The 26,594-nt window shown below is 50.0% G+C and carries 24 protein-coding genes; 20 read left to right on the forward strand and 4 right to left on the reverse strand.

Annotation, left to right across the window (positions count from 1 at the left end):
- Nucleotides 1–80: 80 nt before the first annotated feature.
- The 17 genes from cymR (at nucleotide 81) to DFP94_RS00310 (ending at nucleotide 19,280) form a co-directional block, all read left to right on the forward strand.
- Nucleotides 81–500 (forward strand): cysteine metabolism transcriptional regulator CymR, encoded by a 420-nt coding sequence (gene cymR, locus DFP94_RS00230; RefSeq protein ID WP_114494456.1) that lies wholly within the window; start codon nucleotides 81–83, stop codon nucleotides 498–500.
- A 217-nt stretch (nucleotides 501–717) separates the two neighbouring features.
- Nucleotides 718–1,599 carry a glycosyltransferase family 2 protein gene (locus DFP94_RS00235; protein ID WP_114494457.1) on the forward strand — a complete coding sequence of 294 codons (882 nt, stop codon included), beginning with the start codon at nucleotides 718–720 and terminating at the stop codon, nucleotides 1,597–1,599.
- A 216-nt stretch (nucleotides 1,600–1,815) separates the two neighbouring features.
- Entirely contained in the window at nucleotides 1,816–2,967 is a 1,152-nt protein-coding gene (locus DFP94_RS00240; RefSeq protein ID WP_114494458.1) for a cysteine desulfurase family protein, read from the forward strand.
- A gap of 84 nt (nucleotides 2,968–3,051) precedes the next feature.
- Nucleotides 3,052–3,573 (forward strand): PRC-barrel domain-containing protein, encoded by a 522-nt coding sequence (locus DFP94_RS00245; protein ID WP_114494459.1) that lies wholly within the window; start codon nucleotides 3,052–3,054, stop codon nucleotides 3,571–3,573.
- A gap of 14 nt (nucleotides 3,574–3,587) precedes the next feature.
- Nucleotides 3,588–3,794 carry a hypothetical protein gene (locus tag DFP94_RS00250; protein WP_114495707.1) on the forward strand — a complete coding sequence of 69 codons (207 nt, stop codon included), beginning with the start codon at nucleotides 3,588–3,590 and terminating at the stop codon, nucleotides 3,792–3,794.
- A gap of 165 nt (nucleotides 3,795–3,959) precedes the next feature.
- Nucleotides 3,960–5,027 (forward strand): AI-2E family transporter, encoded by a 1,068-nt coding sequence (locus DFP94_RS00255; RefSeq protein WP_114494460.1) that lies wholly within the window; start codon nucleotides 3,960–3,962, stop codon nucleotides 5,025–5,027.
- Nucleotides 5,028–5,463: 436 nt separating this feature from the next.
- Nucleotides 5,464–8,088, forward strand: coding sequence for an alanine--tRNA ligase (gene alaS / locus DFP94_RS00260; RefSeq protein ID WP_114494461.1), 2,625 nt, complete (start codon nucleotides 5,464–5,466; stop codon nucleotides 8,086–8,088).
- A gap of 128 nt (nucleotides 8,089–8,216) precedes the next feature.
- Nucleotides 8,217–8,477 (forward strand): IreB family regulatory phosphoprotein, encoded by a 261-nt coding sequence (locus DFP94_RS00265; protein ID WP_114494462.1) that lies wholly within the window; start codon nucleotides 8,217–8,219, stop codon nucleotides 8,475–8,477.
- A gap of 8 nt (nucleotides 8,478–8,485) precedes the next feature.
- A complete protein-coding gene (ruvX, locus tag DFP94_RS00270) occupies nucleotides 8,486–8,902 on the forward strand; it encodes a Holliday junction resolvase RuvX (protein ID WP_114494463.1) in 417 nt (138 codons plus the stop codon).
- Between the two features lie 12 nt (nucleotides 8,903–8,914).
- The gene (locus DFP94_RS00275) at nucleotides 8,915–9,232 is read left to right on the forward strand and encodes a DUF1292 domain-containing protein (protein WP_114494464.1); all 318 of its coding nucleotides are present in this window, start codon (nucleotides 8,915–8,917) and stop codon (nucleotides 9,230–9,232) included.
- Nucleotides 9,225–9,527, forward strand: a complete 303-nt coding sequence (locus tag DFP94_RS00280) for a DUF1292 domain-containing protein (RefSeq protein WP_181872976.1) — start codon at nucleotides 9,225–9,227, stop codon at nucleotides 9,525–9,527. Before DFP94_RS00275 ends, DFP94_RS00280 begins: the two co-directional genes overlap by 8 nt.
- A 150-nt stretch (nucleotides 9,528–9,677) precedes the next feature.
- Nucleotides 9,678–10,730, forward strand: coding sequence for an endolytic transglycosylase MltG (gene mltG, locus DFP94_RS00285; RefSeq protein WP_114494466.1), 1,053 nt, complete (start codon nucleotides 9,678–9,680; stop codon nucleotides 10,728–10,730).
- Nucleotides 10,731–10,745: 15 nt separating this feature from the next.
- Nucleotides 10,746–11,678: a peptidase U32 family protein gene (locus tag DFP94_RS00290; protein WP_114494467.1), complete on the forward strand. Its 933-nt coding sequence runs from the start codon at nucleotides 10,746–10,748 to the stop codon at nucleotides 11,676–11,678.
- A 209-nt stretch (nucleotides 11,679–11,887) separates the two neighbouring features.
- Nucleotides 11,888–13,222, forward strand: coding sequence for a peptidase U32 family protein (locus tag DFP94_RS00295; protein WP_114494468.1), 1,335 nt, complete (start codon nucleotides 11,888–11,890; stop codon nucleotides 13,220–13,222).
- A gap of 366 nt (nucleotides 13,223–13,588) precedes the next feature.
- Nucleotides 13,589–15,766, forward strand: a complete 2,178-nt coding sequence (locus DFP94_RS00300) for a methyl-accepting chemotaxis protein (protein ID WP_114494469.1) — start codon at nucleotides 13,589–13,591, stop codon at nucleotides 15,764–15,766.
- A 129-nt stretch (nucleotides 15,767–15,895) separates the two neighbouring features.
- Nucleotides 15,896–17,719, forward strand: coding sequence for a peptidoglycan D,D-transpeptidase FtsI family protein (locus DFP94_RS00305; RefSeq protein WP_114494470.1), 1,824 nt, complete (start codon nucleotides 15,896–15,898; stop codon nucleotides 17,717–17,719).
- A 139-nt stretch (nucleotides 17,720–17,858) separates the two neighbouring features.
- Complete coding sequence (locus DFP94_RS00310; protein WP_114494471.1) at nucleotides 17,859–19,280, forward strand: polysaccharide deacetylase family protein; 1,422 nt, start codon at nucleotides 17,859–17,861, stop codon at nucleotides 19,278–19,280.
- A 77-nt stretch (nucleotides 19,281–19,357) separates the two neighbouring features.
- Here DFP94_RS00310 and ilvD read toward each other — a convergent pair whose 3' ends face one another.
- The 3 genes from ilvD to DFP94_RS00325 all read right to left on the reverse strand — a co-directional run bounded on the left by ilvD (nucleotide 19,358) and on the right by DFP94_RS00325 (nucleotide 22,691).
- Complete coding sequence (ilvD, locus tag DFP94_RS00315; protein WP_181872977.1) at nucleotides 19,358–21,043, reverse strand: dihydroxy-acid dehydratase; 1,686 nt, start codon at nucleotides 21,041–21,043, stop codon at nucleotides 19,358–19,360.
- A gap of 178 nt (nucleotides 21,044–21,221) precedes the next feature.
- A complete protein-coding gene (locus tag DFP94_RS00320) occupies nucleotides 21,222–21,482 on the reverse strand; it encodes a KGG domain-containing protein (protein WP_114494472.1) in 261 nt (86 codons plus the stop codon).
- 153 nt (nucleotides 21,483–21,635) lie between these two features.
- Nucleotides 21,636–22,691, reverse strand: a complete 1,056-nt coding sequence (locus DFP94_RS00325; RefSeq protein WP_114494473.1) for an acyltransferase family protein — start codon at nucleotides 22,689–22,691, stop codon at nucleotides 21,636–21,638.
- Between the two features lie 269 nt (nucleotides 22,692–22,960).
- On the opposite strand from DFP94_RS00325, the gene DFP94_RS00330 reads away from it, so the two are divergent.
- The 3 genes from DFP94_RS00330 to mgrA all read left to right on the forward strand — a co-directional run bounded on the left by DFP94_RS00330 (nucleotide 22,961) and on the right by mgrA (nucleotide 25,639).
- Complete coding sequence (locus DFP94_RS00330) at nucleotides 22,961–23,755, forward strand: HAD family hydrolase (RefSeq protein WP_114494474.1); 795 nt, start codon at nucleotides 22,961–22,963, stop codon at nucleotides 23,753–23,755.
- Between the two features lies 1 nt (nucleotide 23,756).
- The gene (locus DFP94_RS00335) at nucleotides 23,757–24,536 is read left to right on the forward strand and encodes an NAD-dependent protein deacylase (RefSeq protein WP_245954396.1); all 780 of its coding nucleotides are present in this window, start codon (nucleotides 23,757–23,759) and stop codon (nucleotides 24,534–24,536) included.
- 95 nt (nucleotides 24,537–24,631) lie between these two features.
- The gene (mgrA, locus tag DFP94_RS00340) at nucleotides 24,632–25,639 is read left to right on the forward strand and encodes an L-glyceraldehyde 3-phosphate reductase (RefSeq protein ID WP_114495710.1); all 1,008 of its coding nucleotides are present in this window, start codon (nucleotides 24,632–24,634) and stop codon (nucleotides 25,637–25,639) included.
- Nucleotides 25,640–25,692: 53 nt separating this feature from the next.
- On the opposite strand, the gene DFP94_RS00345 is transcribed toward mgrA, so the two are convergent.
- On the reverse strand, nucleotides 25,693–26,571 hold the full coding sequence (locus tag DFP94_RS00345; protein ID WP_114494475.1) for an AraC family transcriptional regulator: 879 nt from the start codon (nucleotides 26,569–26,571) through the stop codon (nucleotides 25,693–25,695).
- Nucleotides 26,572–26,594: the final 23 nt, after the last annotated feature.

Genomic DNA, 26,594 nt, shown 5'->3' on the forward strand with positions numbered 1-26,594 from the left:
CCAGTTATCTTTTCCGTAACCTTATTTGATCAAAGTTCAATTATATAAAGATTATTTGAAAATTGAAAGAGGTGGCTTCTTTGAAGATTTCCACAAAAGGACGCTATGGCCTGACAATTATGATGGAGTTGGCCGCTAAATTTGGCGAAGGACCGACTTCCCTCAAAAGCATTGCCGAAAAGAACCAGTTATCCGAGCATTATCTCGAACAACTGATCGCACCGCTGCGCAATGCCGGTCTGGTCAAAAGCGTTCGTGGCGCTTACGGCGGGTACATTTTGTCCCGCGAGGCAGGCGAAATCACCGCGGGTGACATTATCCGCGTATTGGAGGGTCCGATTTCTCCGGTTGATTTTACGGAAGAAGATGATCCGGCCAAACGTGATTTATGGCTGCGGATTCGCGATAGCATCGCCGAAGTGCTGGATTCCACGACCCTCGAAAACCTGATTTCCTTCGAGGAGCGAGGCGCCAAAGAAAATTACATGTTCTATATATAGTGTATGATATGTGATTAACTCAATAAATCGCTGCGGCTAGAATAGCATAGGAAAATAACCCGATTCGTCCAAACGGATCGGGTTATTTTATTTTTCATAGTAGAATACGATGATTTCTGTCCTGTTAAGGGAGAAAAGTACAACTGGACAGGAAGTCCAAACGTGACAAGCTCCATTCCCATATTTTATAAGGAGTAACTTTTTGGGAGGTGATTTTGTGCCGCGGGCTTCTATTATTATGCCGGTATACAACAATGCGGATTTTGTTCTGGAAGCGGTCAACAGCATGCTGGGCCAGACTTACAGGGATTTTGAACTGATCTTGATCGATGACGGTTCTACGGACGGCTCGGCCAGCCTGATTTCACGGATCACGGATTACAGGGTCAGGAGAATTTATCATGAAAAAAATCAAGGCCTGGTGTCCACGCTTAATGAAGGATTCGGTTTGGCGACCGGGGATTATATCGTTCGCATGGATAGCGACGATATCTCCACGCCCAACCGGCTGGAGCTTCAGGTCTCGTTTATGGATCAAAACCCGGACATCGGCTTAAGCGCCGCTGCTTTTACTAGTTCGAGTGCAGGAAGACCAAAAGTTAATCCGGCTAACCATGAGGAAATCAAAACCTGGCTGCTGTTTCATTGCTGCCTATGCCATCCTTTAGTGATCATGCGCAACAGCCTGGTTCAAAGGTTAGGAGTCCGGTATGACAGCAATTATCCGCACGCGGAAGATTATGAGCTGTGGAACCGGCTGGCCTTTGAAACAAAGGTAGCTAATCTGCCTGCCAACCTGCTATTTTACCGTCAGCATAGCGGACAAGTATCCCATCTGCACAAGGCCATTCAAGATGATTCCGCCCGGAGAATCCGGCAAAGACAATTCAATAAATTAGGATTGGAATTATCTGCCGAAGAATACCAAACCATGCTGGATTTCGTGTTTTTTAGAATCAATCAATGGGATCAGCACAGCTATACAAGAGCTTTAGGTTTTGCGAACTGGGTCCTCGAACAGAATGCGAAGCACAGGGTTTATGACCAACAGATGTTGAATCTTGTTTTTTCCCGTTGTATCTCCAATCTTCCTTATTAATGTAATAAATAGAGCTTGTGCAATGAATAAATTTATAAGCTGTACAAATTTGGGGAATACGATTAATATGGATAAGCACCTGTACAGTAAATACTTTTTTTAGCCGAGATGCGCATAACATAGATGAGCCAACATGAATGCCGTTCCGGAAGGGACGGTATTCCATTTATAGATAATCTGTAAGGTGTACTACCTCTAAAACAAGGTGATGTCAAAATGAAAACCATATACTTGGATCATGCGGCTTCGACCCCGGTGCATCCGGAGGTTGCGGAGGCGATGCTGGGCGTCATGACGGAACAGTACGGCAACGCGTCAAGCGTTCATTCCTTCGGACGTGCGGCCAAAAGACTCGTAAACGGTTCAAGGGACAAGCTGGCCCGATTTATCGGATGCCGTTCCGAAGAGCTGGTATTTACGGGAGGCGGAACCGAGAGCGACAATCTTGCTTTGTTCGGGACAGCGGAGGCCCGGAGTGACCGTGGCAGGCATATCATTACGACGGCGATCGAGCATCATGCCGTTATTCATGCTTGCCAACGACTGGAACAACAAGGATATGAAGTTACATATTTACCTGTCGACCGGTATGGGCAAGTTCATCCCGAGCAAGTTCATGAGGCTATACGGCCGGATACGATTCTGGTCAGCGTGATGTATGGCAACAATGAAACGGGGACGATTCAGCCGATAGCTGAAATCGGTGAATTGACTTCTTCCCGGGATATCGTTTTCCATGTGGATGCGGTTCAAGCAATGGGGGCTTTGCCGATCAACTGCCATGAGCTACCTGTCGATTTGATGAGCTTTTCCTCACACAAGATCAATGGACCTCAAGGCGTTGGCGCTTTGTATATCCGGCGGGAACTTTCCATTGAGCCTATCCTTTACGGAGGACTGCAGGAGCGCAAGCGCCGAGCCGGAACGGAAAACATGGCGGGAATCGCCGGATTTGCCAAAGCGGCCGAACTGGCCGCCGCACAGCTTCCGGAGCGGGCTGCCCGCGATGAGCAGCTACGTGAAGTTCTGATCTCCGCGCTGAAGCGTGAGATCGGAGAGGAACGGTTTCATGTCAACGGCCACCCATCGCAGCGCCTTCCGCATATTCTTAATATCAGCTTTCCCGAATGCGATACGGAGACGATGCTGATGAATCTTGATATGGAAGGAATCGCCGTCGCCAGCGGCTCGGCTTGTTCCTCGGGTTCCCTGGAACCGTCGCATGTGCTGGAAGCGATGAATCTCCCGCAAAATATTTTGCGCTCGGCGATTCGATTCAGCTTTGGTTTGGGTAATACTACTGAAGAAATGCAACATACCGCCGAAAAAATTGGAACCATTTTGGAACGTCTTCGTAAAAGAAGATAATGGGCGTCTTTTGCAGTTTTTTCGGAAGGAGGTATACGCTGTTTTTCAGGATCAGAAGACTGCCACAGTAGGAGGACCAGGCTCATGAAACTTCAGGAAATGGTAGGCTCGGCCGTTTTTGATGTACAAGACGGCAAACAGATCGGGAAAGTCCTCGATTTCCTTCTCGATGAGAACTGGAGTATCACGGGCATTCAATTGGAAGGGAAAGCGATGTTTTCCTCCACGATCAAGGTTGTACTCTGGGAAGATATCGTTGCATATGGCGAAGATGCCGTAATGATTCGCAATCAACAGGCGATCCGAAAACAGGAAGCCGAGAATATACAATTTACCTTTCTTTCCGGCAACGGGAAGTTGAAAGAACTTCCTGTCCTTACGGAGGACGGAATTTTGATAGGAAATGTAACGGATGTTTATTTTGACCATGAATTGGGAAATACAATTACAGGTATTGAAGTCAGTGACGGGTTCATCTCCGATCTGATGGAAGGGCGTAAAGTGCTGCCTTTTACCCCCGAAATGAGCAAGGGCGAAAATGCGATCATGGTGCCTCCAAACAGTGAGCAGCGGCTGGAGAATGCTATGAATTCTGTTAACGGATAGGTGATAAGTAAATGATGAAGTGTCCAAACTGCAGTTCCAAAGATATCGGCAAAATCGGTTCCCATCAATTTTATTGCTGGGGCTGCTTTATCGAATTAACGGTAAATGGGGAGAAGATGTCGGTCTATCAAGTAGAAGAGGATGGAACGCTCAGCTCTTTGGATGATTTGTTTTTTGGAGAAGAGGTTCCTCAGGAATTTCCCCAAATGCATCTATCCTAACAGTTTCTGATTTGGCGGATAATGAATGGTAAAGGGGCGATCCCCAGAGCGTATTACGCTTTGGGGATCGTCTTTTTTCGTTTCCTTACGATTATTTTTGTCCTCCCGGGCATATACTTTCTTCATAGCTGGTCCGACTCCGAAGTTCGGGAGGGGGTATTTTGAGTGGAGCCGTTGAATAACAGCAAGGTGTTCCGCTATGGGGTGTGGCTGCTGCTGGGTCTGGTCATCTTATATTTTGTGTGGCTGCTCCGGCCGATGTTCGGCGTTGTCTTTGGTTTCCTGAAAGCGATACTCTCCCCTTTTATTATCGCCATCATCATCTCGTATGTGCTAAATCCCGTCGTCAGGATGCTAGGCGGTCGGAAAGTGCCCCGCACGGTATCGGTGCTGCTCATTTATGCCGTATTTCTAACCAGCCTGTCAGTTATCTTGATGAACGTCATTCCTATGTTCGTGGAACAGCTGGAGGAGTTGGGGGAGCACTTGCCCGAGCTTACTTTACATACGCAGCAGTTGATGAACCGCTGGGATAATAGCATGCTCCCCGGCAGCATTCGGATGGGAATGAGCAATTGGTTTTTTCAGTTTGAACACCGGCTGGCTGCCTCGATTTCAAGTTTTTTGAATAATATCGGAACGACGATCGGCGTCGTGTTCAACGCGTTTATCGTCCCGTTTCTGATTTTCTATATTCTTAAGGACTTTGAGGCTTTCGAACGGCTCGTGTTAAGATATTTGCCGAAATCGCGGCGTAAATCCATTGTGATGCTGCTAAAAGAAATCGACGATGCGTTGGGCAATTATGTGCGCGGCCAATTGTTAGTCTGCGTCATTATCGGCGTACTTGCCTATATCGGCTATGTGATCATTGGAATGCCGTTTGCCCTTCTCCTTGCCGGAGTTGTTGCTGTTTGCAACATTATTCCCTACCTCGGTCCTTTTCTTGGAGCGGCCCCGGCATTAGTCATGGCTACGACGATCTCCTGGAAAATGGTGCTGATGGTGTTTCTGGTCAATATGATCTGCCAGTTGATCGAGAGCAATATCATTTCTCCGCAAGTGGTGGGAAAGACGCTTCATTTGCATCCATTGCTGATCATTTTCGCCCTGTTGGTCGGGGGCGAGATCGGCGGCATTCCGGGGCTTGTGCTCGCGGTTCCGTTTTTCGCCGTGGGCAAGGTCGTGCTTCAGCATTTTTATTCGTATTATGTTAGACGTAAAACGGTATAAAAGCATGGAGGAAGCGCATTGACAGCTTCGTTGCCGCCCTTTATAATTTGTAATCAAAGTGTTATCTGATTTATAAAAGCAAAACGTTGACGAAAAAAAGTATGTCCGTTGTTGATTTTCCCAGAGAAGGCGTTCCTTCGCCAAGGTTTGCGGCCGAGTCGGCCACGTTCCTGGCGCTGGCTGAAAGAACCCGAAATATCGCCGGACAGAAATGCTGTTTTCCGAGTGTGAGTTCAAAATTCACCGGGGGGTTCCCGTTATCGGACCGTACAAGGCGATCGCCTCTCTTTAAGCCGGAATTGTGGGGGAGACGATAACCAGGGTGGTACCGCGAGACAATCGTCCCTGATTTTCAGGGGCGTTTTTTCTTTTTTAAAGATAGTTCAATCGTCAACTTGGCTAGTCAAGCAAAGATTAAACTTTAGGAGGAATATAGATGAAAGCAAGTGAGATACGCTCTAAATGGCTGCAGTTTTTTGCAAGCAAAGGACATAAGGTGGAACCGAGCGCTTCGCTCGTTCCGCATAACGATCCGTCCCTATTGTGGATCAATGCCGGGATGGCTCCGCTCAAAGCTTATTTTGACGGCCGGGAAAAACCGGAGAATCCGAGGTTGGCCAATTCCCAGAAATGTATTCGTACCAATGATATTGAGAACGTCGGGAAAACGCGCCGTCACCATACCTTTTTCGAAATGCTGGGTAATTTCTCGATCGGCGATTACTTCAAGGAAGAAACGATTACTTGGGCATGGGAATTCCTGACCGGCAAAGACTGGATCGGGTTTGACCCGGAACGTCTTTCGGTGACCGTGTATCCGGAGGATGAGGAAGCCTTCAAGCTCTGGAACGAAAAAATCGGCATTCCGGCCGAGCGCATCATTAAGCTGGAGGACAATTTCTGGGATATCGGCGAAGGTCCTTGCGGTCCTTGTACGGAAATTTTCTATGACCGCGGCGACGCCTATGGCGATCTGTCCGATCCCGAATGCTTTCCCGGCGGCGAGAATGAACGGTTCCTGGAAGTATGGAACCTTGTGTTCTCCCAATTCAATCACAATAAAGACGGCAGCTACACTCCGCTTCCGAACAAAAACATTGATACCGGCGCCGGTCTTGAACGGTTCGCATCGATTCTGCAAAACGTCAATTCCAACTTCGACACCGACTTGTTCCAGCCGATTATTGCCAAAACCGCTTCGGTGGCCGGCGTGACTTACGGAGTTCAAGAGGATACGGACGTGGCGCTGAAAGTTATTGCCGACCATATCCGTACGGTCGCCTTTGCGGTAGCCGACGGCGTGCTTCCTTCCAATGAAGGCCGTGGATATGTAATCCGGCGTTTGCTCCGCCGCGCGGTCCGATACGGAAAGCTGATCGGGCTGGACAAGCCGTTTATGTACAACCTCGTGGAGACGGTTGGCGAAATCATGGGTAGTTACTATACGGATGTTGTCACGAAGCGCGAATTTATCGAGAAGGTTATTCGTTCGGAGGAGGAACGTTTCCATGAAACGCTAAGCGACGGGCTGGCGATTTTGGCGGAAGTAAGCGCCGAAGCCAAAGCCGCGGGACGTTCGCTGATCGGCGGCGCGGATGCGTTTAAATTGTACGATACGTACGGCTTCCCGCTGGATTTGACCGAAGACTTTGCGGCCGAGCAAGGACTTGGCGTTGACCGTGAAGGGTTTGAAGCGGCTATGGAAGAACAGCGCGAGCGTGCCCGGGCCGCCCGTCACGATAACGGAAGCATGAAGGTTCAGGGCGGAGTTTTGTCGGATTTTACGACTAAAACGGATTTCATTGGATATAATGAGCTTGATGCGGCAACTGAAATTGTGGCGATTATTTCGGACGATCGGTTTGTCGATACGCTCACAACCGGCCAGACAGGGCAGATCATTTTGGCCAAGACGCCATTTTATGCCGAAAGCGGCGGCCAGGTCAGCGACCAAGGGACGATTCGTAGCGGTTCCGGAAGTGCTGCGGTACAAGGATTGTTTAAGGCGCCGCACGGCCAGTATGTTCATCAGGTTACCGTGACGTCAGGTGAACTGCGCACCGGTTCGGAAGCAACCGCGGAGGTTAACCGGGAAATGCGCCGGGATATCGTGAAGAACCACACAGCGACTCACCTGCTTCATAAAGCCTTAAAGGAAACATTGGGCGAGCATGTCAATCAGGCGGGGTCCCTGGTGGAGCCGCAGCGGCTTCGGTTCGATTTCTCGCATCTGGGCAGTATTTCGCCGGAGGAACTGGTTGAGATCGAACGCCGGGTAAACGAGCAAATCTGGAACTCTCTTGAGGTCTTGATCGAATTGAAACCGATTGATGAAGCGAAGTCTATGGGTGCGATGGCATTGTTTGGTGAAAAATACGGGGATATCGTCCGGGTCGTTCAAGTCGGCGGTTACAGCTTGGAGCTGTGCGGCGGTTGCCATGTGAACAATACTTCGGAAATCGGACTGTTCAAACTGGTGAGCGAAAGCGGGATCGGCTCGGGGGTACGGCGGATCGAAGCGGTAACCGGACGCGGGGCGTATCTGTTTATGGACGGACAACTGGATCTTCTGAAACAATCGGCAGGATTGCTGAAGTCTAATGTGGGCGATGTCCCTAAACGGATCGAAGCGTTGTATCAGCAGCTTAAAGATTTGGGCCGCGAAAACGAGTCCCTGCAAAGCAAGCTCAGCGTTATTGAAGCTGGAGAATTGACAGAGAAAGTGATCATGGTAGGCGAAACCAAGCTCCTCTCCGCAAAAGTGCAGGCCGGAACAATGGATGCGCTTCGCGGACTGGCCGACGAGTTGAAGGCAAAATTGCCGGATACCGTGCTCGTGCTTGGGGCCGCCATGGACGACAAAGTGAACTTTGTCGTGGTTGTGCCTCAGGATGAAGTGAAACGCGGGCTTCATGCCGGCAAGCTGGTCAAAGAAGTCGCAGCCGTTTGCGGCGGCGGTGGCGGCGGACGTCCGGACATGGCTCAAGCCGGGGGTAAGGATGGATCCAAGCTGGATGCTGCATTGAAGCTGCCTGAGCAATGGATCGCTTCGCAGGCATAAGCCAATCGGCTTTTTGAATTACCCTACCGAAAATTTCCTTATGGGGCCCATGATATGATATAGTAAATATATATAATGACGAAATCGGCTGCGGATTTGCCGCATGTCTGAAGAAGCGAGGTGTCATCATGGACTCCATGGATAAAACCGTCAAGTTCAACGTCACTGGCGATGAGCAGGAAGCGTCGTCACAGGAAATCCTACTTGCGGTTTACGAGGCTCTCCAGGAGAAAGACTATAATCCGATTAATCAGATTGTAGGTTACTTATTGTCCGGAGACCCGGCATATATTCCGCGCCATAATAATGCGAGAAGCATGGTTCGCAAGAAAGAGCGCGACGAATTGATCGAAGAGCTGGTCAGATATTATCTTGCCGGCCACCGTTAGGAGATTGCATGAAAATATTAGGTTTGGATTACGGGGACCGGCGGATCGGTGTAGCCGTCAGTGACGCTTTCGGCTGGACCGCCCAAGGGCTCATGGTGATTGAGCGCCGCCGTGAAGGCGAAGATCTCGAAATCATCGCCGGACTGGTATCGGAGCATGGGATCGAGGAAGTCGTTGTCGGGCTTCCTAAGAACATGAACGGTACGATCGGACCCCGTGGAGAGATATGCATGGCCTTTGCCGAGGAGCTGAAGAGTCTTCTTCAGATTCCCGTTCATTTATGGGATGAGCGTTTGACCACGGTATCCGCCCATCGGACTTTGCTCGAAGCGGATGTCAGCCGGAAAAAGCGCAAAGGGGTCGTTGATAAAATGGCCGCGAGTTTGATTTTGCAAAATTATTTGGACTCTAAGAGTCAAAGGTGAGGGTGATCGCACATGTCTAAAGATCGTATCGGCAATGAAGAAGAACCGGAAATTATTTATATCCCCGACGACGAGGGCAATGAGGAAGAATTCGAAGTAATTATGAAATTCGAAGTCGACGGTTCGGATGCCAAGTATATGATGGTCGTTCCTTTGGATTCCTCTGAAAGTGAAGATGAAGAGAGCGAAGAAGTATACGCATTCCGTTACGAAGAAGACGGAGATGACCTGAAACTGTATACCATCGAGAGCGATGAAGAGTGGGAAATCGTTGAAGAGACGTTTAATACGCTCATCGATGAGTTTGACGGGGAGGATGACCGTGACTGATTATTCAGCGGATCAGGTGGTTTGGACCTCGCGAGTCAGCGACGCTTTTGGTCCTGTAGTGGAACTGCAGGATGATTCAGGTAAGGTTTCTTATTACAACGTCGAGAAGGAATTTGATGTAGTTGGAGCTTCTTACGCCGTACTTCGCCCGGAAAGCGGCGATGGTGACGAAGAACATGAAATTTTCAAAATTTTGACGGCTGCTGACGGCTCCCTGGAGCTCGTTACGATCGATGACGACGAAGAGTGGGAAAATGTGTCTGAATTGTATGATGAATTGACCTTCCCGGAATAGACCGGGAAGGCATACCTGTGGTAATATAGATCGGATTGAGAAGGGCGGGACAACCGCTCTTTTTGAATTGTCAAGAGTTATTCATTTACGGGATTCCCGCTGCAAAGAATAAACTTTAGTTGGTCTGCGGGGCTAAGAGGGGTTGATTTATTGAAGAAGGTACTGAAATGGCTGGTTTCGATCCTCCTGATTATTATCGTCATCGGCGCGGCCGGCGGCTGGTATGTATATAACGGGATGCAGCCTGTAAAGCAATCGGAACAGGCGGTAAAATTTACGATTGAGCCTGGAACCGGAACGGGCGGCATTGCGAACATACTTGAAGATCAAGGCCTGATAAAAAATTCATTTTTCTTCCTTTCCTATTTGAAATGGAAGTCGGAGGGGAGCCGGTTCCAAGCCGGTGTGTACGAATTGAAGCCGGGCGTCACGTATGACGAGATTATCGCCAAGCTGAACAGCGGCGATGTGATTAAAGCGGAAATGATCCGTTTTACGATTCCGGAAGGATTCACTGTGACGCAAATGGCGGAAAAGCTGGTTGAACAGGGAATTATCAAGAAAGAGATCTTTTTGGATCTGGCCAAGAAGGCCGAAGGATTGAATCATGCGCTGCTTGCCGATCTGCCGGGAAATGACCAGCTCACCTATAAGTTAGAAGGATACTTGTTCCCGGAAACCTACGAACTGAAAAAAGGGAGCAGCGAAGCGGACATCGTGCAGCGAATGCTGGACGAAACGGCTAACCGGTTGAATGGAATTCCGGATTACCAAGAGAAGTTGGCTCAGCGCGGAATCGACCTGAATGAACTGATGACGATCGCTTCGCTGGTTGAGCGCGAAGTGGTTGCGGATTCCGAACGGGGCGTTGTGGCCGGTGTTATTTATAACCGGCTTGCCAAAGGAATGAAGCTCGAAATTGACGCGACCGTCCAGTACTTGCTTGGAAAGCCTAAGGAGCGGCTGTTAAACTCCGACCTAAGAAGCGTGGACAGTCCTTATAACACTTATCTGTATGAAGGACTTCCGCCAGGGCCCATCGCCGCGCCCAGTTTGAAATCGATTGAAGCGGCACTTGCGCCGGAGGCATCGGAGTATCTCTTTTATGTGACCAAAAAAGACGGCAGCGGTGAGCATCTGTTCGCCAAAACGTATGAAGAGCATTTAAAGAACATCAAGAAAAGCAAGGCTATGGCCAAATAACAGAGGTGGATATACATGGGAAACAAACCGGAACTGCTTGTTCCCGCAGGCTCTTTGACCGAAGTGAAAGCTTATCTGGAAGCGGGGGCAAATGCGGTGCTGATCGGCGAGGCCAAGTTTGGAATGCGCCTGCCGGGCGAATTTTCAACTGCGGATATCGCGGAGGCCGTAAAGACCGGACACGAACGCGAGGCCAAAGTTTACGTAAGCATCAATAAATTGATGCACAACGAACAATTGGACGGGCTGCGGCATTATGTGAAGGAGCTGGCAGAGGCAGGAATCGACGGAATCCAATTCGGGGATCCTGCCGTGCTTCAGACCGTCCGGGAGATCGCTCCTCAAATCCCGCTTCACTGGAACGCCGAGATGACCTCGACGAACTATTCCACAGCCAATTATTGGGGCACTAAAGGGGCCAGCCGCGTCGTGCTTGCCCGCGAATTGAACATGGATGAGATTACGGAGATGCAGCCTGAGCTCAAGGTAGACTCGGAAGTTCAGGTACACGGAATGACGAATATCTATCATTCCAAACGACGCCTTGTCCGCAGTTATATGACTCATCAAGGCCGGCCGGTGGAAGGCGAAGGCCTGGACAAGGATCGGGGTCTATTTCTGATTGAAGCGGAGCGCCCTGATGAGAAATTCCCGATCTATGAAGATGCAAACGGGACTCACATTATGAGTTCGGACGATATTTGCATTTTGGAGGACCTGCATCTGCTGATGGCGGCCGGGGTGGACAGCTTCAAGATCGAAACCTTGTTCAAGCCGTCAGTGTACAACGAAACGGTGATCCGCATTTATCGCCAAGCGATCGATGCCTATTTTCAGGACCCTGAAAATTATGAATTTGACGAAGCCTGGATTGAGAGCATCCGGGGGATCCAAGATCCCGAGCGCGAGCTTTCGTTCGGTTTCTTCTACAAGGAACAGGTGTATTAAATCAATTTTTAAAAGTGCAATTTAGAGGGACGGAGGGAAATTTGGAGTCGGAGAAGCGTTAGCGTTCGCCTTTGCGGTTGGATTGTTACCTAATTTGAATTTGGTGAATCAAACAATCCAACTGCAACAGCGATCGAAGGCCCAAACTTTTCTGCAGTCCCGGCTGCATTGCACAAAGCGGGATTATTTAATTCAAGAGGTGAACGAAGATGCAAACAGCGGAGAGACACATACCGAAATACACCGGAAAGCGGTACCGGCTGGAGAAGCCAGAATTGCTCGCGCCGGCGGGAAACCTCGAAAAACTGAAATTCGCGATTCACTACGGGGCCGATGCCGTGTATATCGGAGGACAAAAATACGGCCTTCGTTCCAATGCGGACAACTTCAGTTTCGAGGAAATGCGCGAAGGGGTCGAGTTTGCCAAAAAATACGGCGCCAAAGTGTTTGTCGCAACGAATATTTATGCCCATAACGAGGATCTGGAGGGGATTGAGGAATACCTGCGCAATTTGTACGAGGCGGGAATTTCCGCAGTCATCGTCGCCGATCCGATTATTGTAGATACAGCCCGCCGGGCGGTGCCCGGACTGGAAGTCCATCTTAGCACCCAGCAGTCGACGGTGAACTGGCAGGCCGTGAAATTTTGGAAAGAGGAAGGCTTGCCCCGGGTCGTGCTTGGTCGGGAGACGAGCCTGGAAGAAATCGAAGAAATCAAAAAGCATGTCGACGTTGAAATCGAAGCGTTCATTCATGGCGCAATGTGTTCTTCCTATTCCGGTCGTTGCGTGTTGTCCAACCATTTTACGGACCGCGACTCCAACCGGGGAGGCTGCTGCCAATCCTGCCGCTGGAAATACGATCTGTTCGAGGACAGCCGGCCTGAAACGGCCTGGATTTCGGAAGAAGAAGCGATGGACGACCCGGTGCTTCGCCAATTCCAGCTCGGGGTGACGCAGCTGCCTTTGTTCGAAGAGCAGGATAATGCATTCACAATGGGCTCTAAAGACCTTTGCATGATCGGGCATGTCCCGGACCTGATCGATGTTGGCGTGGACAGTTTCAAAATAGAAGGGCGAATGAAGTCGATTCATTATGTGGCAACGGTAGTCAATGTGTACCGCCAAGCGATCGATTCTTATATGGCCGACCCGGAAAACTACGTCCTGAAGCCGGAATGGATCGAGGAGATCAACAAGGCGGCGAACCGTCCGTTGAATACCGGGTTTTTCTATGACACGCCGGATCACGAAGATCATATTTACGAGCCGGAAGAAAAGGCGGCTCCTTATGATTTTGCCGGACTGGTTCTTGAGTATGACGAAACCAACGGTATGGCAGTCATTCAGCAGCGCAACCACTTCAAACCGGGACAGGAAGTCGAGTTTTTCGGCCCGGGAGACACTTTTTTCAAACAGACCGTCACCGCAATCTGGGACGAAGAGGGCAATGAGCTTGATGCAGCCCGTCATCCGCTGCAACGAGTCAAAATCAAGGTGGATCAGCCGGTTTTTTATTTTGACATGATGCGGAAAAGAAAATAATATACTCTCTCATTTTGAGCCTCGGCAAAGTTTAGAAAACTGCCGAGGCTTTCTTCATAGAAACGCCACAATATTCCCAAAAAATAACTTTCCATTTTCCTAATGATACCGTATTCAAGGATGCCTTTGTGATAAATCGTTTGCACGAAAACTGAGGATTAGGACGAAAGACCCCTTTTTGTGTTTCGTTGATATTTTTAACGGAAAAATTTAAATTCAGCCCTTCAATTTACCGATATTAAAGAGGAAGTCGTCATTTACTGTCGAATCATGTTATAGATATGTAAAGAAAGTAAGTAATTTTGAGCATGACCTCAAGCCTAGTTTTGAGGGTGCGACGACTATTATGAGCGGTGGGTGATTGAAATGGGTCTGGTTCCGAAGAGAGAGAACCAAGAGGGTAACAGCAAGGAAACCAAGAAGAAGGGCTTAGGAGCTACAAAAGAAGGTAGTAAAAAATCCTTCATCGTGGGATTGAAGGACAAAACAACATCATCTTTGGGAAAAATGCTGCCCAACCAAATGAATCCCAGCAAATCGGTTGGTGTCCGTTTATTTTTGATCTTTTTTATTGCTATTATGTTTTTCGTATTGACGATCGGTATTATTTCTTACCAAATGGCAAAGGGGACCATCCAGGAAAACGCGAAAAGCGCCAACCAGCAGACGATTGTTCAAACTTCGCAGAAACTGGACATCGTGCTCAAAAAGTACGAAGAAAATCTCCAGCAGATGTTTTTGGATGACGAGATGCAGAATGCGATTATGGAAGCTTCGCTCCCCAACATTTCGGATTATGAGCGCTTTACGGTAACGAACAAAATGAGAACGCGGTTGAACGGTTTGACGTTTTCCACGAAGGGCATTCTTGCTGTATACATGATATCGCCCGATAAAATCGTAGATGACGTAACCTCGGGAAACACTAGCATGACTTTTTTGGAATCGGTTCGGAATGAACCGTGGTTTGAAGAGGCTTCCCAAAGCACAAAAGTATTGTGGATGAACGTACCTGAGGAGAAAAGTTCGGGAACGTCCATGTTCCGTCTGGTTCGTTCGGTTCAAAGCGTGAACAGCATGAAGCGTTTCATTCTGATTGCGGACGTTAACCTGGAAGTACTTACCGAATATTTGAAAGAAGTCAATCTCGGCAAAAATTCGGAAATCCAAATGCTTGCCGCGGATAACGTGGTAGTCGGTTCTTCGGTCGACGGGCAAGAGGGCAAGCCAACGGGAATTCATATGGATAAAGCGGGAGACCAAACGACAGGTAGCATCATAACTGAAAATACCGACGGAAAATCGGTTCTTGCCGTCTTCAATACTCAGCAAGCCACCGGATGGAAACTGGTTGGAACGGTAGCAACAGCGGAATTGATTAAAGACGCCAACGGTATTTTGCTGACTACATATATCTCTGCGGCCGTAGTAGCGATCATTACGATCCTCATTGCGATGTGGATGGTAAGAATGATTGCCCATCCATTGGGTAATTTGAGAAATCTGATGGAAGAAGGCGCAAGAGGTAACCTGAATGTCCGGATGGAAACGAAATCCAAAGATGAAATTGGCCAGTTGACGGGCAGTTTTAATCTTATGATGGAGCATATTACGGCACTCGTAAAACAAACGAATCACTCGGCACAGGATGTTCTGGATACGGCGACCGAGCTGACTCAGGCTTCCAATAAGACGGCACTGTCAGCCAAAGAAATCGCCGTAGCCACGGAAGAAATCGCGAATGGGGCAACCAGTCTTGCAAACGAAGCCGAACGCGGCAACACCTTGACCGAGAATATTTCCCGGCAAATGGAACTGGTTATCCATGCTAACAAAGAGATGGAGGAATCGGCGCACCAGGTCGAGAAATCAAGTCAAACCGGTACGGAATATTTGAATGGGCTCTTGGATAAAACAAATATGACCGTCGACATGATCAACTCGTTAACCGAGAAGGTGGATTCCCTGAAAGCAAGTACTTCGTCGGTGATGAAAGTGCTTGAAGTTATGCAGAATATTACTCAGCAGACGAATATTTTATCCCTGAATGCTACGATCGAAGCAGCTCGGGCAGGCGCAGCGGGACGCGGCTTTATGGTAGTCGCCGATGAAATCCGGCAACTGGCGGATCAATCGCGGCAATCCATTACGATGGTAGGACAAATTACGGATAACATTCAGCAAGAGATGAACGAAACGGTTCAGGCTTTGTCGGATGCCAGCCCGCTGTTCCAGGAACAAATCAGTTCGGTGAAGGAAACAAGTCAGATTTTCGTTTCCGTGCAGGAGCAGATGGTAGGGTTCATTCGCCATCTGGATACGGTTACGTCTTCCATTGATGAATTGAATGCTTCGCAGAACGTTCTTTCGGAAGCGATGGGCAATGTAAGCGCGGTTGCTCAACAATCCTCAGCTACATCCGAGGAGGTTGCATCGCTTAGCAGTGAACAGCAAACGGTAGGAGATCAGCTCGTTCAATTGTCGAATAAACTGGAGAATGTGTCTAACGGATTGAAGGAATCTTTATCCAAGTTTACCGTATAACTAATGATTTAAGACCACCGGAGCTTTTGCTCCGGTGGTTTTTATTTATTTGCCGGTTGCCTTGTTGTCGGCGTGTGAACCTGCTTTTCCCAGGAAATAATGGAGGGAAAACAAGCGGGAGCGATTAGCATGTCATTATTGCACAAAAAACGCATATTCTATATTTTAATTGCTTTCATAATCGTTATTGCCGTGTTTGTTGCGCGAATAGCCTGGATTCAGTGGGCCTCTGCCTATTTGCCTCTGACCGCCTCGGGAAAAACGATGAATGAAATGGCGGTCAGACAGCGGGAGGAGGGAATTATGCTGGATTCGGGGCGGGGGCATTTTGTGGATCGTAACGGGATGTCGCTGACGGGCTTTACCACTTGGAGACCGACTCTGTTTCCCGTTTCGGAACTACCGGATGAATCCCAAATCAAAGGATTGGCCAATCGTCTTGGCATATCCCCGGCGGAGTTGAAGTTGCTCTGGAGCGGTCTGTTGAGACCACAAAAGTGGCGGCAACCAAAAGAAAAAGCTCTGCCGGCTGCGAGTCCAGTCTTGGGATATGGCGAACTCAATACGCAGGACAACGCTCTTTATTGGGATCATCGCGGAGGTGCTTGGCCGCCTGTAAACGGATTCGAAGTGCTTCCATTCATGGAGCGATATCCGGCCGGGATGAGAGGAAATCAATGGCTTGGCTATGTGGCCCAGCGCCCGGAAGTGATTCGTAAAATCGGCAAGACCTATCCATTTCCATTGACCATGCAGGTGGGGGCTTCGGGACTGGAGAGAACCATGGACCGGTTTCTGCGGGGAAGCGGGGGAACGCGGGTTTACTATTCGGTTGACGGAAAAAAACGGCCTTTCCCGCAAATCGGGACAAGGGTGGAAGGCCAGTCCAATCCTTATTATCCGGTTCAAATCGCTACGACGGTCGATAACGGTATTCAACAGCAGTTGGAGAAAATAGTTGACCGGTTGAATGTGCAGGAAGGCGCTGTCGTTGTGTTGGATGCAAGGCAGGGAGACGTCATATCGATGGTTTCCCGCCCGTTTTATGACCCGGTACATGTAGATTTAAGCAGCGGGGACTGGAGCAACAGAGCTGTGAAAGCCGTTGCCCCCGGTTCCGTTTTTAAAACCGTAATTGCGGCTGCCGCTTTGGAAGGCCATGTTACTTTTCCGGGCGAGGTGTTTCACTGTTCCGGACATTACGGCAAATACGGGTTATCGTGCTGGAAAGAAGGCGGACACGGAGACATCACGTTAAAGGAAGGATTTGCAAATTCCTGCAATGTGGTATTTGCTACCCTTGGAGAGCGCCTTTCCGCGGATGTCATCGAGCGGACGGCGTACAGCCTCGGACTAAACCGTAAAATCGGTTGGAGTCAGCGCGCTTTTATGGGGGGAGAAGATTTATCACAGATTGACCAGGAAGAGAAAGGAGCCGTATTCAGTCCCGATGTTAACATGGATGGAGGCGTGTTAGCCCAGACGTCCTTGGGACAACGCGATGTGCTTGTAACTCCGCTTCAAGCTGCAAATCTGGTCGTTACGCTGCTTCATGACGGGGAAGTCGCCTTTCCGCGTCTGGTTACGCAGATTCGTTTTAGAGACGGTTCCGTGATGGCCAATTTCCCCGTACATACCACCGGCAGAACCCGGCAAAGGATATCTGCCCATACGGCGGGGCTACTGCTGGACTGGATGAGACAAGTGGTGGAAGACGGAACGGGTAGTGCCCTAAAACAGGCGAAGTGGCCGTTAGCCGGCAAATCCGGTACCGCTCAGATAAAAAAAGGCGGGAAGAAACTCAATCATCAATGGTTCATCGGATACGGTCCGGTCGGGAACCCGAAATATGCGGTTGCCGTACTTGTGCAGAACCGGCCGGAAGGTTCTCCGAATCAGGCAACTGCTTTGTTCCGGCAGACGCTGGATATGCTGGCTGAACAGGGATCATGAGCAGCGGGAACTGGCAAATCATCCAGACTCTTTTCTAAAAAAGGGCACTAATTGTGTGTCGTGTATGATAAAATAATGGGGATGCTATGCTTTAGGGCATGACAAAGTCATTGATCATAGAAAAGTGGGGAAAAACGACATGGAGACTTTGCTGCTGTGGTTGTTCTATATTTCATCGCTATATGCGTTCATACCCGGTCTGATTACACGCATATTCGGTTTTCGTGTTTTTAGGCGCGGGGCGAGAGACGATACATTTGCACTTACTTTTGATGATGGTCCCGATTCCGTTTATACCCCGCAATTACTGGACTTGCTGAAGCGCTATGATGCCAAGGCAACCTTTTTTGTTGTCGGTTCCAATGCGGAGAAACATCCCGATTTGTTGAAACGGATGCATGAAGAAGGACATTTGATCGGTATCCACAATTACGTTCATAAGACAAACTGGTTTATGGGACCCGCGGCCGTTAAGAAACAGATTCAAAAAACTAGCAAGATTATTCAGGAAGTTACGGGAGACAAGACCAATTACTACCGTCCGCCATGGGGCATTGTAAACCTGTTTGATTTTGCAAAACGTGACGATACCCAAATCGTGCTTTGGTCCGCGATGTTCAGCGATTGGCGCGAACGGCTCGGCGCTGACCGCCTGACGAATCGAATGATGAAGAAGCTCCGAGGCGGGGAAGTATTCCTGCTGCATGATTGCGGTTCAACGCTGGGAGCTAACAGCGGGGCACCGGGAGAAATGCTGGTCGCTCTGGAAAGGGTTCTGAAGGAAGCGGAGAAGCGGAAGTTGAGAAGCATCCGGGTCGATGAAATGATTGCGACAAGCGAATCGGCGAGACAGAGAGGAACCCGAATGAGCTCCGATGAGAAAGTCACCCCGGCCGTGCCCCAACCGTTGTCCTGGACCAAGCGCTGCGTTGTTTCTTTATGGCTGTTATGGGAAAAAATATTCCATCTGGTGTTCCAGCTTCAATCGGCCAACAAGGAAGACCCGTTCTTGTATTTTCGAATCCGCCCATATCACGGGGATCCGGTTGAAATGATCGGGGGAATCAAGCTTTGCAACGGAGACCGGATCATGGAACTTCATTTTGACAATAAAAAGCTGTTCGAAATCGGTACGCGTTCCAAATCTTCAATGCAATTGGCCATTAAAATGGTGCGTAACATGGAGAAGGAGTTGCCGAAGCTGGCAAAGCATGTAGTGGATCATCGCGAATTGCATGACGTCAAGGCGTTATACGGCGTAAGCATGATTAACCGTGGGCCGGAGAAATTCGGCTTCACGGTTACGGATCTTCAGAAAGGATGGTTTGCCAAGTCATCGCAATGGTACTTAAAATTTTTGCTTCGCGTTATTCATCCGGATGGAAACTCCCGGGTAAAGCAGTCCGCCGAGCAATTGATTCCCAAGCTGATAGTGATGCCGATAGATTATCTCGTCAAACAGTATTTGACGGACGGGTCTCACCGGAAGATGGCGGCAAAACAAGAGAATGAAGAAATCGAAGAAGAGGCGGTTTTAAGCACGACGATTCCATGCTCATAGCACTTATATATCCAGGATACAAAAGAAACCGTCCGGCAACAGCACGGACGGTTTTTTCTTATGCTCACTATGAATATTTAGATCTTCAATACCCCGCCGGAGCTGGCGTTGGTAACGAGCTTGGAATAACGCGCCAGGTAGCCGGTCTTCACTTTAGGCTCGAAGCCTTTCCAGTTGGCGCGGCGGCGCGCCATTTCTTCGTCATCGACCTGGAGCTCGATTTTCCGGTTGTTCAAATCCAACTCGATGATGTCTCCGTCTTCGACAAAGGCGATCGGCCCGCCTTCGGCGGCTTCCGGAGAAATATGGCCGATGCTGATGCCGCGGGAAGCGCCGGAGAAGCGTCCGTCGGTAATCAGGCCGACTTTGGCGCCGAGACCCATGCCGACGATTTGCGACGTAGGCGCCAGCATTTCCGGCATCCCCGGTCCGCCTTTCGGCCCTTCGTAGCGGATGACAACGACGCTGCCTTCCTTCACTTTGCCGTTCGCGATTCCTTCGAGTGCCGACTCCTGGGAATCAAAGCAGATGGCCGGACCTTTATGGTAGCCGCCAACCGAAGGATCTACGGCGCCAACTTTGATAACGGAGCCTTCCGGAGCCAGGTTGCCGTACAGAATGGCCAAACCGCCTTTTTCTGAATACGGCTTGTCGATCGGATGGATGACGTTATGATCCAGGATCTCGCAGCCTTCCACGTTTTCGGCGATTGTTTTGCCTGTCACCGTGATCCGGTCTCCGAAAATGGCTCCTGGTTTCTTGAGCAATTCATGCAGCACGGCGCTTACGCCACCGGCACGATGAACATCTTCGATGAAAATATCGGAAGCCGGTGCCAGCTTGGCGATGTGAGGCACGCGGTTCGCTACTTCATTGATACGTTCAAGCGGATAATCGATTCCTGCTTCCTGAGCCAAGGCGAGCGTGTGCAGCACCGTATTCGTGGAGCCGCCCATGGCCATATCGAGTGCAAACGCGTTATCGATCGATTCTTTGGTAACGATGTCACGTGGCTTGAGGTCGATCTTGATCAGTTCCATGAGCTGACGTGCGGATTGTCTTACGAATTCGCGGCGCTCTTCGGCTACGGCCAGGATCGTTCCGTTGCCCGGCATCGCTAAGCCCATTGCTTCAGCCAGACAGTTCATGGAGTTGGCTGTGAACATGCCCGAGCAGGAGCCACAGGTAGGACAGCCGTATTGTTCGAGTTCCAGCAGTTCATCATCACTGATTTGACCGGCTTGGTGAGCGCCGACGCCTTCAAATACGGAAGTAAGCGACAGCTTGCGTCCTTTGCTGTCCACGCCGGCCTTCATCGGGCCGCCGCTGACGAACACGGTCGGAATGTTGACGCGCAACGCGCCCATCATCATGCCGGGCGTGATTTTGTCGCAGTTCGGGATGCAGACCATGCCGTCGAACCAGTGCGCGGATACTACGGTTTCCAGGGAGTCGGCAATAATTTCCCGGCTCGGCAGGGAATACCGCATTCCGATATGGCCCATCGCGATGCCGTCGTCCACACCGATGGTGTTGAATTCAAACGGTACACCGCCGGCTTCGCGGATTGCTTCTTTGACGATCTTGCCGAATTCCTGTAGATGGACATGTCCCGGCACGATATCGATATAAGAGTTGCACACCGCGATAAACGGTTTGCCGAAATCTTCGTCCTTCACGCCTGCGGCCCGCAGCAAGCTGCGGTGAGGAGCGCGGTCGAAGCCTTTTTTGATCATGTCTGAACGCATTTTGTTTGCTGCCATGATGAAGATTCCCCCCACTAGAAATATGAAATATATTGATTATGAACTTTACACCGCTAAAGGTTTTCTTTAAAGTCTATCATATGTATTCCGCTTTTTCTACCGACAGAAAAAAGAAACCCCGGTGCTGCCGGAGCTTCTTTCATAAAGAAACTAAGCAATTACCCGCCTGTTTCCATTATTCATTATTGTTATTGCGAGCTTCTCCGCCCTTACGGCCGATTTCGCGATAAAACTCTTTGTCGTATTTCTCGGACGTGGCTTCCCCGCCTTTTTGGCCGATTTCCTGGTAGAATTCCTTGTCATGGTTTCTGGAGGTTGCTTCTCCGCCTTTTTGGCCGATTTCCTGATAGAATTCCTTGCCGTGATTCTTGGAGGTGGCTTGTCCTCCTAAACGGCCTGCTTCCTCACGGCTCATTTTGCCCTTACCCCGTGCCATGCATATCAACTCCTTAAGTCGTTTTATCCTGCGTATGGTTTATTTACCACAGTCACTTAGTTTGAAACCAACAATCTGCATAAAAAGAAAAAAGGGCCTAAAGGTCCCTTTTTATTCTGATTCTATCAAAATATGTTATTTTCATTAGAGAAGCTATTGATGCTTGCTTATGACTCCGGAATGTCCGCTCGCCCTGCGAGTCAAGGACAGCGCCCATTGTACCGGTGGTTCGATCGCAGGAGATGTCCATTTACGTACAACCGGTTGACTTAGCAGCAGCGTCAAGCCTATGGCACCGACGATCACAGCCAGGCCGGCTGCGCCGGTATGGACGTAATCGTACAGCGGCGTCGCGGCGGCCAAACGGATAATCAGTCCGTGCAGCAGGAAGACGTACAGCGTTCTTCGGCCAAAATCGGTCAAACGGCTTTCTTTGTGCGGTACAAATGAAAGGAAAACAGACCCAGCGATCAATTGCAGCAAGTAAAGAGCCAAACGGTACAAACCGGCATACCATTCATGATGATCCAGTTGCATATAAGTCATGCTGCCGTATAGCCAGCCTGGGATGAAGCGGGATCCGCTTAGGAAAATCGCCAGAAATAAACCGGCGGAAAGCACCATTCCGGCGATTCTGACTTTTCGCGTGAGGATGATTTCCAATGCGGCAAAGGAGAAATGATAGCCTGCGATAAAGAAAGGCAGGAACACAAACGTTCGGGAGATGCTGAACCAGACTCCGTCCAGTTGCAGGTAGCCGACCAATACGCCCAGCGCGACGGAGATGACGAGCTGCTGAAGCGGGGAGCACTTGCGGAGTGCAAGCAGCAGCAGCCGCCAGCATAAATGGCTGGCCAGGAACCAAAGCAGCAGATATGGCGCGAAGAAGGAATGGTGAATTCCATCAACTTGAAATATCGTAACGTCAAGCACGGAGTATAGGCTTTGGAAAATAAGATATTGCAATCCGATTTGCAGCATGACCTTGCGGCCGGCTTCACCGGTCAGGCTGGACTTGGCAAAGTAGCCGGTCACGAATACAAACAGGGGCATATGGAAGGTGAAAATCCACAAATACAGGGAATGCATTCCTTCCATTCGGGTTATGAGCGGTTCGATGGCATTGCCGACAAAAACGCAAACGATGAGCAAAAAGCGCAAGTTGAGAAAAAACGTCTCTCCTCGTTGATTTATATGGTTAGCCGACATGACGTAGACCCCTTTCCTTGCAGCTTCGCTAATCGGATCGTGCATAGCGAAATATTAAAAATTTGAAGCAATGTTCTCTTGTTTAAAATACTCTTTTTATTGACGAAGCCTTGTGATTATTATCACAATAGAAAACGCTGTCAGAGCCTTTAGTTGTGTCCATCTCATGAACCCTCCTTTAGGCGGGTTTTGTCTCTTTTTTCCGCTAGGGGTACAATAGGAATATTGAGAATCATATGCTGAATTTTGACTCGGGAGGTGATGCCTTGATGCCCGGAATATATATAAATGAGATTTTTGTTCCGTGCCGGGGGATTTTGTTTGACAAAGACGGAACGCTGCTTGATTTTATGCAGCTTTGGGGAGATTGGGCGAACACCCTGACGGAACTCCTGGAGGGGCATCTGGCCGTGCTGGGAGCCAGGCTTCCCGTAGAGAAATCCAGGTTGATTGGATTGCGCTACGATCAGGATAACCATGTCGGAGGGTACGATAAAACCGGCCCGCTCGCCATGGGAACGGAAGAAGAAGTAACGGCGCTTCTGGCCTGGCAGCTATATGTCGCCGGCGTGCCCTGGAATGAAGCCGTGGTCCAAGTTCGCCAATTCAGTGCATCCGCGATGGTGGAGGTCGAGAAACGGCGCAGCGCCCATCCTATCCCTGGATTGAAGGCATTCTTGTCTTCCTGCCGCCTCGTCGGAATCGAACTTGGCGTTGTTACGTCGGACACTACTCCGGAGGCGATCAAACATCTGGAATGGCTCGGAATTCGCGACTATTTCAGGAGCGTGGTAGGGCGGGACCGCGTGGTTAAGGGCAAACCCGATCCCGAAATGGCGATTTTGGCGATGCATGAATTGGGGGTTCCCCCAGAAGAGTGCCTTGTTTTCGGGGACAGCAACGCCGATATGGCGATGGGCAAGCAAGCGGGAGTCTATTGGAAGGTCGGAATCGCACTTGAAGGCGGCGGAGCCTCTTATTTGCTGGATGCCGACGTCATTGTTCCGGGATATGAAAAACTGACTGCAGCGTTTGAAGAAGCTGGTCAGCAGGGAGGAAATTGAGATGGCAGACGTGGAAATGTCGATACCGCAAGCGAAAACATTGGCCGAATGGATGAAGGAAAGCCGGAATATCGTTTTTTTCGGCGGCGCGGGCATCTCGACGGAGAGCGGCATTCCCGATTTTCGTTCCGCAGCCGGGATCTATCAGGCCGAAAAAGACTCGCCGTACGCGCCTGAGGAAATATTAAGCCGGCGTTTCTTTAATCGGCATCCGGAAGTGTTCTTCGATTTCTATAAGTCGAAGATGATTCATCCGGAAGCAAAGCCGAATCCGGCTCATCTCTTGCTGGCCGACTTGGAAAAGGCAGGGCAGCTTCAGGCTGTCGTCACGCAAAATATAGATGGTCTGCATCAAATGGCAGGCAGCCGTAAGGTGCTGGAATTGCACGGTTCCATTCACCGCAACTATTGCATGGAATGCCGGAGCTTTCATACGCTGGATGAGGTGATGAATAGCCAGGGGGTTGTCCCGCAATGCAAAGCCTGCGGCGGGGTGGTGAAGCCCGATGTCGTCCTTTATGGAGAAAGCTTAAATGAAGCAACAATCGAAGACACGGTTAGAGCGATCGCGGAAGCTGATCTGCTTCTGATTGGAGGTACATCCCTGACAGTGCAGCCTGCCGCGTCGCTGATCACTTATTTCAGGGGAAGCCGGACGGTGCTGCTCAATGCTTCCTCAACCGCCTATGATTCCAGGGCCGATTTGCACATTAAAGAACCGATCGGCAGGGTAATGAAAGAAACGGGAGACTGGCTCCGCCGGATGGAAAGCGGTTCATGACGGAGCTCTGGCAAGAAAACGGTTTCTTGCCAAAGATATTTGAACGAGCTATGATGTGTCTCAAAGACATTTCACTTCAGGAAGGATGGGAAAACATGGTCTATACTGCTAGCGATGATCGTTATGAAACTATGAAATATAACCGGGTGGGCCGGTCAGGTTTGAAGCTTCCGGCGATTTCACTGGGTCTCTGGCATAACTTTGGAGGCGTCAACACGTTTGAAAACGGGCGTGAAATGCTGCGCCGCGCTTTTGATCTGGGAATTACCCATTTTGACCTGGCTAATAACTATGGACCTCCCGCGGGCTCGGCAGAAGAGATGTTCGGGCAGGTTTTGAAAAAGGATTTCGCTCCGTACCGGGATGAAATGGTGATTTCCACCAAAGCCGGTTATTATATGTGGCCCGGACCTTACGGGGAATGGGGTTCGCGGAAGTACCTGGTCTCCAGTCTGGATCAGAGTTTGAAACGGATGGGACTCGATTATGTCGATATTTTTTATTCGCACCGTCCGGACCCGGAAACTCCACTGGAAGAAACGATGATGGCGCTCGATCACATCGTACGCTCGGGCAAAGCGCTGTACGTAGGCATTTCCAGCTACTCCGCGGAGCAGACCGCCGAGGCTGTCGCCATTTTAAAACAACTCGGCACGCCCTTACTTATTCACCAGCCAAGCTATTCCATGCTTGAACGCTGGATTGAGAACGGACTGCAGGACGTGCTGGAAGAGAACGGCGTCGGCAGTATCGCTTTCTGCCCACTGGCTCAAGGGCTGCTGACAAACAAATACCTGAACGGCATTCCGGATGATTCCCGGGCCAAGAGCTCGACGGGGTTCTTGAAGGAAGAACAAATTACTCCGGAAACACTGCGGAAAGTTCGTGCGCTGAATCAAATGGCGGCGGCCCGCGGCCAAAGCCTGGCGCAGTTCGCGCTTGCTTGGGTGCTGCGCGGAGGCAAAGTGACCTCCGCCCTGATCGGCGCCAGCCGGGTCAGCCAAATCGAGGAGAATGTGCAAGCGCTCAGCAAGCTGGAGTTCTCGGACGAAGAGCTGACCCGCATCGAAACGATTTTAAATACGAATGGAGATCACCAATAATATAGGAAGACCGTTCATCGGCCTTCGAGAGAGCGGCACCCCTATATCCTGAGCTATGGAGTAGGGGTGTTTTTGCGATTTGGGCGGCCGGATGCATTTTTTCGGTATTCGCTGGGCGATTCGCCATGGAAGCGGCGAAACTGGCGGGAGAAATACAAGGCATCCGCCAGGCCGACGGAGGCGGCGATCTGTTCGATCGACAATTCGGGGCGCTCGCGGAGCAACTGGCGCGATTTGTCGATTCTCAGTTTCAGCAAGTAGGTGACGGGGGTATGTCCCGTTTCTTTTTTGAAAATCCGCGATAAATAAGCCCGGTTGTATCCGAGACTTGAACACATTTGCTCGATCGACATAGGATGCGCATATTGACTGGACATATAGTGGATCATTTGTTTGACGATGCGCTGTACTCCCGTTTCACCTGCCGGAAAGGCAAACTCCCTTACCAGCGTGTCTTCCGCTTCGGCCATGATAAGATGCAAGCAACCCAGTGAGGCTAAATGGGAGCTCGGTTTCTTGCTGCGAAAAGCTTGAAGCACCGCTTCAAGCAGTCCGGGAACCCGGCTGTCATCGCCGGGCCGGAACACTGGAAGCTGCGGGGTGAAACCCGCGCGCTGAATCAGGTCATGCGCCTTGGCTCCGGTAAACGCGATCCAGCGATAGCGCCAAGGCTCGGCGTTGTCGGAAGCGTAGCTGACGAGCTGATCGGGCTGGATCAGGAAGCAATCACCCTGACTGAGATCATAATGGGCGAATTCCGTCCGGAAGCTTCCTTTTCCTTGTTCGACGAAATGAAGCAGGAAGTAATCGTAGACTTTTGGTCCGAGCCGGTGGTCAGCTTGGGTCTGACTTTCGCCAGCGAACAGGACATGCAGGTCACTGACCCCGTAAACTTCCGGATTGGCTGCCGCGCTATACGTTTCTTGGGTCATAAGAGAGACTCCTTTACAAAAGG

This window comes from Fontibacillus phaseoli, assembly GCF_003337355.1.
Classification (GTDB): Bacteria; Bacillota; Bacilli; order Paenibacillales; family Paenibacillaceae; genus Fontibacillus; species Fontibacillus phaseoli.